Source organism: Methanocalculus sp., from assembly GCF_030651615.1.
Taxonomy (GTDB): Archaea; Halobacteriota; Methanomicrobia; order Methanomicrobiales; family Methanocorpusculaceae; genus Methanocalculus.
In genome coordinates, this window is sequence record NZ_JAUSCG010000099.1 from 1 (window position 1) to 6,928 (window position 6,928).

Annotated in this window: 8 protein-coding genes; 2 read left to right on the forward strand and 6 right to left on the reverse strand. The window is 51.4% G+C overall.

Translation table 11 applies throughout. The annotated features are described in order from the left end of the window. Both Q7V06_RS04125 and Q7V06_RS04130 read left to right on the forward strand, forming a co-directional pair. Window positions 1–594, forward strand: a 594-nt coding sequence (locus Q7V06_RS04125; protein ID WP_304838509.1) for a peptidase U32 family protein, incomplete at its 5' end; no start/stop codon positions are given. After that, the gene (locus Q7V06_RS04130; protein ID WP_304838511.1) at window positions 591–1,229 is read left to right on the forward strand and encodes a type I 3-dehydroquinate dehydratase; all 639 of its coding nucleotides are present in this window, start codon (window positions 591–593) and stop codon (window positions 1,227–1,229) included. The genes Q7V06_RS04125 and Q7V06_RS04130, both read left to right, overlap by 4 nt. On the opposite strand, the gene Q7V06_RS04135 is transcribed toward Q7V06_RS04130, so the two are convergent. From Q7V06_RS04135 to Q7V06_RS04160, 6 genes are all read right to left on the reverse strand, one after another. After that, complete coding sequence (locus Q7V06_RS04135; RefSeq protein ID WP_304838515.1) at window positions 1,213–2,208, reverse strand: chorismate synthase; 996 nt, start codon at window positions 2,206–2,208, stop codon at window positions 1,213–1,215. The genes Q7V06_RS04130 and Q7V06_RS04135 overlap by 17 nt on opposite strands. Next, on the reverse strand, window positions 2,205–3,533 hold the full coding sequence (aroE, locus tag Q7V06_RS04140; RefSeq protein ID WP_304838519.1) for a shikimate dehydrogenase: 1,329 nt from the start codon (window positions 3,531–3,533) through the stop codon (window positions 2,205–2,207). Before aroE ends, Q7V06_RS04135 begins: the two co-directional genes overlap by 4 nt. Continuing rightward, entirely contained in the window at window positions 3,515–4,798 is a 1,284-nt protein-coding gene (gene aroA / locus Q7V06_RS04145) for a 3-phosphoshikimate 1-carboxyvinyltransferase (protein ID WP_304838521.1), read from the reverse strand. The genes aroE and aroA overlap by 19 nt, the downstream gene beginning before the upstream one ends. Next, a complete protein-coding gene (locus Q7V06_RS04150; protein ID WP_304838524.1) occupies window positions 4,795–5,586 on the reverse strand; it encodes a prephenate dehydratase domain-containing protein in 792 nt (263 codons plus the stop codon). Before Q7V06_RS04150 ends, aroA begins: the two co-directional genes overlap by 4 nt. Beyond that, window positions 5,580–6,422, reverse strand: coding sequence for a prephenate dehydrogenase/arogenate dehydrogenase family protein (locus Q7V06_RS04155; RefSeq protein ID WP_304838528.1), 843 nt, complete (start codon window positions 6,420–6,422; stop codon window positions 5,580–5,582). Before Q7V06_RS04155 ends, Q7V06_RS04150 begins: the two co-directional genes overlap by 7 nt. Then, window positions 6,412–6,928, reverse strand: a 517-nt coding sequence (locus Q7V06_RS04160) for a 3-dehydroquinate synthase II (protein WP_304838531.1), incomplete at its 5' end; no start/stop codon positions are given. The genes Q7V06_RS04160 and Q7V06_RS04155, both read right to left, overlap by 11 nt.

A 6,928-nucleotide genomic window follows, 5' to 3' on the forward strand; every position in this document is an offset into this window, starting at 1 on the left:
GTGGGTGGTGTGGGAGTTGCCGAGGCGGTGCGTCAACATGTCCCGGAGATGGCAATCGCCGGATCGTCTGCACTGAATAGTACAAACCATGCTGCACTCGAAGAGATTGGTGCGACCTTTGTATCATCCGCACTCTCAAAAGAGATCTCACGTGCAGAACTGCAGGGGATTTCTATCAGGGGGAGCGAGATGATCGAGTTCTTTGTACAGGGATCAGTTCCGGCGATGATAACCAACCACTGCCTCGCCTATGGGAGGCACCCATGCCCGTCAGGTGAAGGGAGACGGCTTGTTGCAATTATGGATCAGACAGGCAGATCATTTCCGGTCAGGGTGGATGGAGAATGCCAGACGATCATCGGTAATGCCGTTGAGACCTGCCTCATCGATCATCTGCCTGAGATCCTCGACTCAGGTGTTGCAATACTTGGAATTGAGCTTCGTGGGCGGACAGAAGAGTATGCTTCAATCATCTGCAGAGCCTACCGGTCAGCTCTCTCAGGAGGCGATATCGATACCTTGAAAGATGAGATCCGGTCTGTTTCATGGGGTGGGATTACAACAGGTCCATTCCTCTCAGGAGGCGCACGATGAACTATATCATATCCTGTGAAGACCTCTTTGGGATTGAAGGTGCAGCAGCAGAAGATCCATGGGCGATAGAAATCCGTCTCGATCTGATGGATGGCTGCACACCAGATGACGTTATTATGATGAGGAGGATCTGGAAGGGTCGTCTGCTCCTGACTCTCCGGAGTACTGATGAAGGGGGGAAGTTTGCAGGAGATAGTACCGAATGGAGAGATCGTCTTGCCCCCCTTCTTCCGTATGCCGATATGATCGATATTGAGGAGAGATTTTCTGCTCACGCAGACTGGGTTCGATCAGAGAAGAAGACGATTGTCGCATCATTTCATGCAAAACGGATGCTTGGTTCAGAAGATCTATTTACCTGTGAGCGACGACTCAGATCATTTGGTGATATCCCAAAGATCGTCCTTGCACCAGAGAATGATGAGGATGCTGCTGCTCTCCTTCAGTTTTTAGTACATGCAGAAAAACCGATATGTCTATCGATCATGGGAGATAGCTACTCATGGCTCCGTCCAATATTCCTGATTATGGGATCGCAGTGTGCGTACTGTCATGCAGGAGATGCAACAGCAGCAGGGCAGTTCCATATAAGGGAGATGAGGGAGATCCATTGCCTCCTCATGAGAAACGGGTGAATCTATCCTGTAATAAGAGTGCGTCAATGAGAACGAGTGCGAGCATACACTCGGCAACGACCATGACCCTTGGCACGATGCATGGGTCATGACGACCCAAAATCTCTATTGTCGTCTCCTCACCCTGCGCAGTTATTGTCTGTTGTGGAAGTGCGATCGAGGGCGTTGGTTTGACTGCAATCCTGACAATAATCGGATCGCCATTGCTGATACCTCCAAGTATACCGCCCGCATGATTTGTTGCAAAACCTGATCGCATGATTGCATCATTCTGTTCACTCCCATACATCCGGGCAGCAGCAAATCCTTCTCCAATCTCTACTCCTTTTACAGCTCCAATTCCCATCATCGCACCGGCGATGGCAGCATCAAGCTTTCCAAAGACCGGATCACCAAGTCCAGTCGGGCACCCAAGAGCGATCAACTCGATGATTCCACCGACCGAATCGCCCCGCTCTTTTGCAGCAAGGATACGATCCTCAAAGCATACGGGGTTATGCTCCCCATGAATCTCACAGATCCGGCTTGTTATTGTTATCCCACATCTCTTCAGGCACTGAAATGCAACAGCGCCGGCAGCTACACGTGCAGCAGTCTCACGTCCGGAACTCCTCCCACCACCCCGATGATCCCGCACCCCATACTTCTGCTGGTATGTGAAATCTGCATGACCTGGCCGAAAGACCGAACGGAGGGCTTCGTAGTCTCTGCTCTCCTGTGAGACCGATCTGATCAGGATCGAGATCGGCATTCCTGTCGTCTCGCCTTCGAAGACCCCTGACTGGATCTCAACAGTATCCGGTTCAGGCCTTGCCGACATTGTCGGACCACGACCCGGTCGTCTTCTATCCATATAAGGCTGGATAAGGTCTTCTGTGAGCGGAATCTTCGGCGGACAGCCATCCACCACGACACCAAGGGCAGGTCCGTGGCTCTCACCAAAGGTGGTGCATGTAAAGATTCGACCGAAGGTGTTCATGATGAAAGCACCTCCCTGATTCGATCAAGACCTGGGTCAATCCCTGTAAGGAGTTTGAACTGTGCCCGTGCCTGGTGGATAAAGAGCTCGGTTCCCGGGATTATAGTGCATCCCGATGCGTGTGCATTTTTCAGGAGCCGGGTCATCGGAGGGGTATAGACAAGGTCAAAGACGGTAACACCCGGTCTGAGGAGTTCCGATGGCACAGGTGATCCATCTCCCTCCTTCATTCCGACAGGGGTGGCGTTAATAATTAGATCCACCTTACGTGAAGATGATATGGGGGCAGACGTACAACCAAACCGCCTGGCCAGTGCCCGGCCACGCTCCTCAGTTCTGTTTGCGATAATTACGTTCATATCAAGAGACTGAAGCGCATACACAGCCGCTGCCGCTGCTCCACCGGCCCCGACGACGAGAGCATCTGCGCCTTTATGTCCCTGAAGAGGTTCACGAATGCCGATCCAGTCGGTGTTATGGCCATAGAGCTTCCCACCACAGGATACAACAGTATTGAGTGCTCCAATCGCTGTCACATCCGGATCCGGTTCATCGATTCTGGAGACCATCGTCTCTTTAAACGGGATCGTGACAGATAGCCCTTTCGCTCCGAGGGCCTGCATGGTTGTAATTGCTTCTTCTGCAGACCCGGCAGGCAGAAAGAGGTACTTTCCGGGGATAGCATACTCAGAAAAAAGTCTGTTATAGAGGTGTGGACTTCTGCTGTGAGAGACCGGGTTTCCGGTTATTCCAAAGAGAAGCGGAGTCTTAATCAAATCCGGATCAAGACTCATTCGTCGGAGTGTCTTAACACCCTCTTCCGTATCTCTCTCCTGACTGGTGAGGATACTTGATGCAGCCTCATCAGCATTCACCATACCGGTATCCATGCAGATATCCGCAAGGCCCCGGTAGATCGGCATACGGATCTTTGAAATCTGCCTTATCTCGTCTGATAATGACAGTTCGGTAAGTGGTGGACGGCTGCTACCCATGATGCGTGCTTCAAGCACCTCAGGATCTGCTGTCAGGAGGATGATATGAGCCTCTTTCCTGAGCGATTCTGCATTCTTTTGGTCCATAACCGCCCCGCCACCTGTTGCAATCACCGCCGGTCCTTCTGGTAAAGATGCGATCATCTCCCTCTCGATCTCCCGGAATCCGGCTTCCCCAATCGCCAGGAAGATCTCAGGGATAGTGCACCCTGCCCTTCCTTCAATAAGGGTATCGGTATCATAGAAAGGAATACCCAGTATTTTAGCCATCCTCTTTCCGATCGTAGATTTTCCGGTTCCTCGAAGGCCAATTAGTATATACCGCTCCATAAGCCCGCTTCCTTAAGACGGTCCCAAAATCCGGGATATGATTTTCCAACACATTCAGCATCAAGGATTGAGAGAGTGCCGATCCCAAGACCAAGAACAGCACCACTCATTGCCGTCCGATGATCATTTTTCGGGTCGATCTCTCCCCCATGAAGTGGTCCCGGGACAACCCGAATCTGATCTTCAGACGTGGCAATACCTGCACCAACTGTTGAAAGGACACGTTCGATCGCTTCAATCCGATCGCTCTCCTTATGTCTGAGGTGTGAAATACCTCTGATTACCGTATCCCCTTCTGCAAAAATGGCAACTGCAGCCAGTGTCTGGACGGTATCAGGCATTTTTGACATATCGCAGTCGATGCCGGTTAGAGTCCCGTACCGGGCAAGATGATATGAATCCTGACCCGGATCTGCCTTGCATCCCATTCTCTCCAGAACCGATATGAACTGACGATCCCCCTGGGTTGAGTTGGTATTGAGGTTATCAACAGTTACATCTCCTCCACAGACGGCTGCGATAGCAAAGAAGTATGAAGCAGATGAATAGTCCCCTTCAACCTGGTACTGCCTGCCCTGAAATGGTCTGCCGCTCTTAACCCTGAAGGTATGAGTGGCATCAGCTTGAACGGATGCACAAAATGAGGTCATCAGGTCAACGGTGATGTCAAGATAGCTTGAGGATACCGACCGTCCTGCAAGGGAGATGAGCAGATCCTCCTCTGCATATGGCGCTGTCATCAGGAGTGAAGTGATGAACTGACTGCTCACGTATGGAGAGATGGTGACCTGACCCCCGCAAAGCCTTCCGGAGACCTCTATTGGGGGATAGCCCGGTTGACCAAGGTACCTGACATCTCCGCCGATTGCGTTGAGTGCCTCAACAAGATCCCTGATTGGCCGCTTGCACATCCTCTCACTCCCGGTGAGAATGACAGGTTGATCCGCAAGGAGGCCAACAGATGCAAGGAGACGTATACTCGTCCCTGAGTTCTTCAGATCGAGTTTGATTCGCTTCCCGGGCCGGATAACACCTCCGGTGCCCCGGATCCTGATCCCACCCATCTCCTCTTTGATCTCTACACCAAGGCTTCTTAAGGCAGTGAGGGTCAGCAGCGTGTCCTCTGCAATAAGGGGTTCTTGAATGAATGACTCCCCTTCTGCAAGTGCGGCGGCAATGAGCGCCCGGTGTGTATAACTCTTCGAAGGTGGTGCTCTGACCCGGAAGTCGACAGGTGCATCCCTCTTCTCAAGCCGTACGATCATCTGGGCACCTCCAGTTGTGGATAACAACCAAACTCACGCACCGGAACAGATGATTTCAACTGAAGGAGCGCATCACGGGCTGCCGGGCATGCTTCAAAGTCGAGGAAGAATCGATAGCTTCCGATTCCTCTGCCTGAAGGACGTGATTCTATCCGCGAGAGATTTATCTTTCTTTCGGCAAACGGGGTCAGAAGTGCATGAAGAAGACCTGGAATGTCCTTCTTCGGATCAATCATAATACTGCATTTGGCAACATCCTCTCCTGAGTACTCTGTACTCTCGATTCTGATGAATCTGGTCGTATTCAATGCACTGTTATGGAGATCACGAAGGATAATCGGGATCTTGTAGTATGCAGCTGCCGAATCTGAGATTGCTGCTGCACCTTTTATGTTCTCCTGTGCTTTAACAGCACTTGCGGCATTACTGCTCGTATGGATGACAGGTATACCCAACCGATCGAATGCCTCACTGCACTGTTCATGCGTCTGGGGGTGTGCATAGATCACTTCGATCTTCTCCAATTGAGTATGTGATGCCAGATGGTGATATACCGATAGATAGCACTCTGCTGTGATCGAAACATCATATCGGCAGAGGCCGTCGAGGGTTGGTCCTACTCCGCCTGCCTCACTGTTCTCTATCGGAACAAACCCGATCGCCTCACCCCGTTCTGCTAAGGAGAATACCTGTGATATTGTTGGAAGGAGGAGCGGTTCTTCCTTACAGAGCCTGAGGACGAGTTCGTGACTGAAGGTTCCAGCAGGTCCGAGCACAGCTATTACCATTCTCTCACCACCTGATCAAGAAGATGGTCGGTGAGAGGTTTCGCTGATTCATTGAATGGTGCGGTAAAGTCAGCACCGGCTGTAAACTCCCGCCTGAACCCTTCCATATCCACTGAGAGGATTGTCTCCGTTAACTCATCGAATGACTTCGCATATGAAGAGATGATAGGTTTTATTCCGGGGTTCAAAAGGAGCATTCCTCCATAGAGTTCACTGTCCTGCGACAGAGTGCGTGCCATGAATGCAAAGGTTGTATGGGCGTTTGGGGTCGCATACGGTAGAAGATTGGTGATTGTACAGTTCAGCTTCCGAAGTGTCTTTGCGAGGAGGATGTTCTGAAAATGAATCAGGCCCTGCATGATCGCCATTGCTGCATCATGTTCTTCTGCTGTTGATTCAAAGACCTGCATTCCAGTATGTCTGAAGATGCTCATAAGCCATTGAACTGTCTCCGTTCTTGCCCGTGCAGGGGTCATGATCAGTTTCTGACCGGATATTGAAGCCATATCCGGTCCAAAGAGCGGATGGAGACCGATCACCTGTGCAGCTGACTCAAGCATTGCTGCAACCGGCATCACCTTGATTGAGGTGAGATCAGCTATCAGCTGATCCTCTTCCAACACAGAACCGATACTCTGAATCACCGAAGATGTTGCCTGGATGGGGACGGAAATGAGAATGACTCCGCACCGCTTCACGAATTCACGGTATTCACTGGCAGGTGCCCGACCGATCACCTCGACAATGCATCCTGCATCTTCGAAGATATGTTGGAAGAGACCGCCCATACGGCCGGTTCCCCCGATGATCCCGATATTTCGGCCCTCATCTCTCAATGATGGTCTCATCGATGGCAACCCCGAAATGCCGTCCTCCGCTCATCAGATGGCCAAGTATCCTGTCACCTTCCCGCAGATCAACGATACTTGTTGCGGTCCCATCTTCTGAAACAAGCCTGACTGTCTCTGCGTTCTGGATAACGGCACTTGCGGTCTGCCCCTCACGTGCCGCTTCGACAAGGAGGAGGGGGCGACGTTCGATCTTCACTCTGCCAACCGAAAGAGTCCGGGTCCTCCCATTTTCTGAGACTGCGGTCCCTTTATCCCCAGCGCTAATCTCAGAAAGGTACCGGGTCTTTCCATCTGGTGAAAGGATGTACATATGGACTGCACCTGCATTTACCCTGAAAGGACGAGGTGAGACATAGGGGTTTTCCATCGTCTCTGCTGCGATGAGCAGAAGAGCAGATGACGTATTCCCAACAAGCATCCCTTCCCCTTCGGCAAAGAGAGAACAGGTGTCGATACAGACTCTGTCACCAATCCCGACCGGTGTAATCCTG

Coding starts and splice junctions, on each gene's coding strand:
- Q7V06_RS04130 (WP_304838511.1), top strand. CDS start 591: ATGAACTATATCATATCCTGTGAAGACCTCTTTGGGATTGAAGGTGCA.
- Q7V06_RS04135 (WP_304838515.1), bottom strand. CDS start 2,208: ATGAACACCTTCGGTCGAATCTTTACATGCACCACCTTTGGTGAGAGC.
- aroE (WP_304838519.1), bottom strand. CDS start 3,533: ATGGAGCGGTATATACTAATTGGCCTTCGAGGAACCGGAAAATCTACG.
- aroA (WP_304838521.1), bottom strand. CDS start 4,798: ATGATCGTACGGCTTGAGAAGAGGGATGCACCTGTCGACTTCCGGGTC.
- Q7V06_RS04150 (WP_304838524.1), bottom strand. CDS start 5,586: ATGGTAATAGCTGTGCTCGGACCTGCTGGAACCTTCAGTCACGAACTC.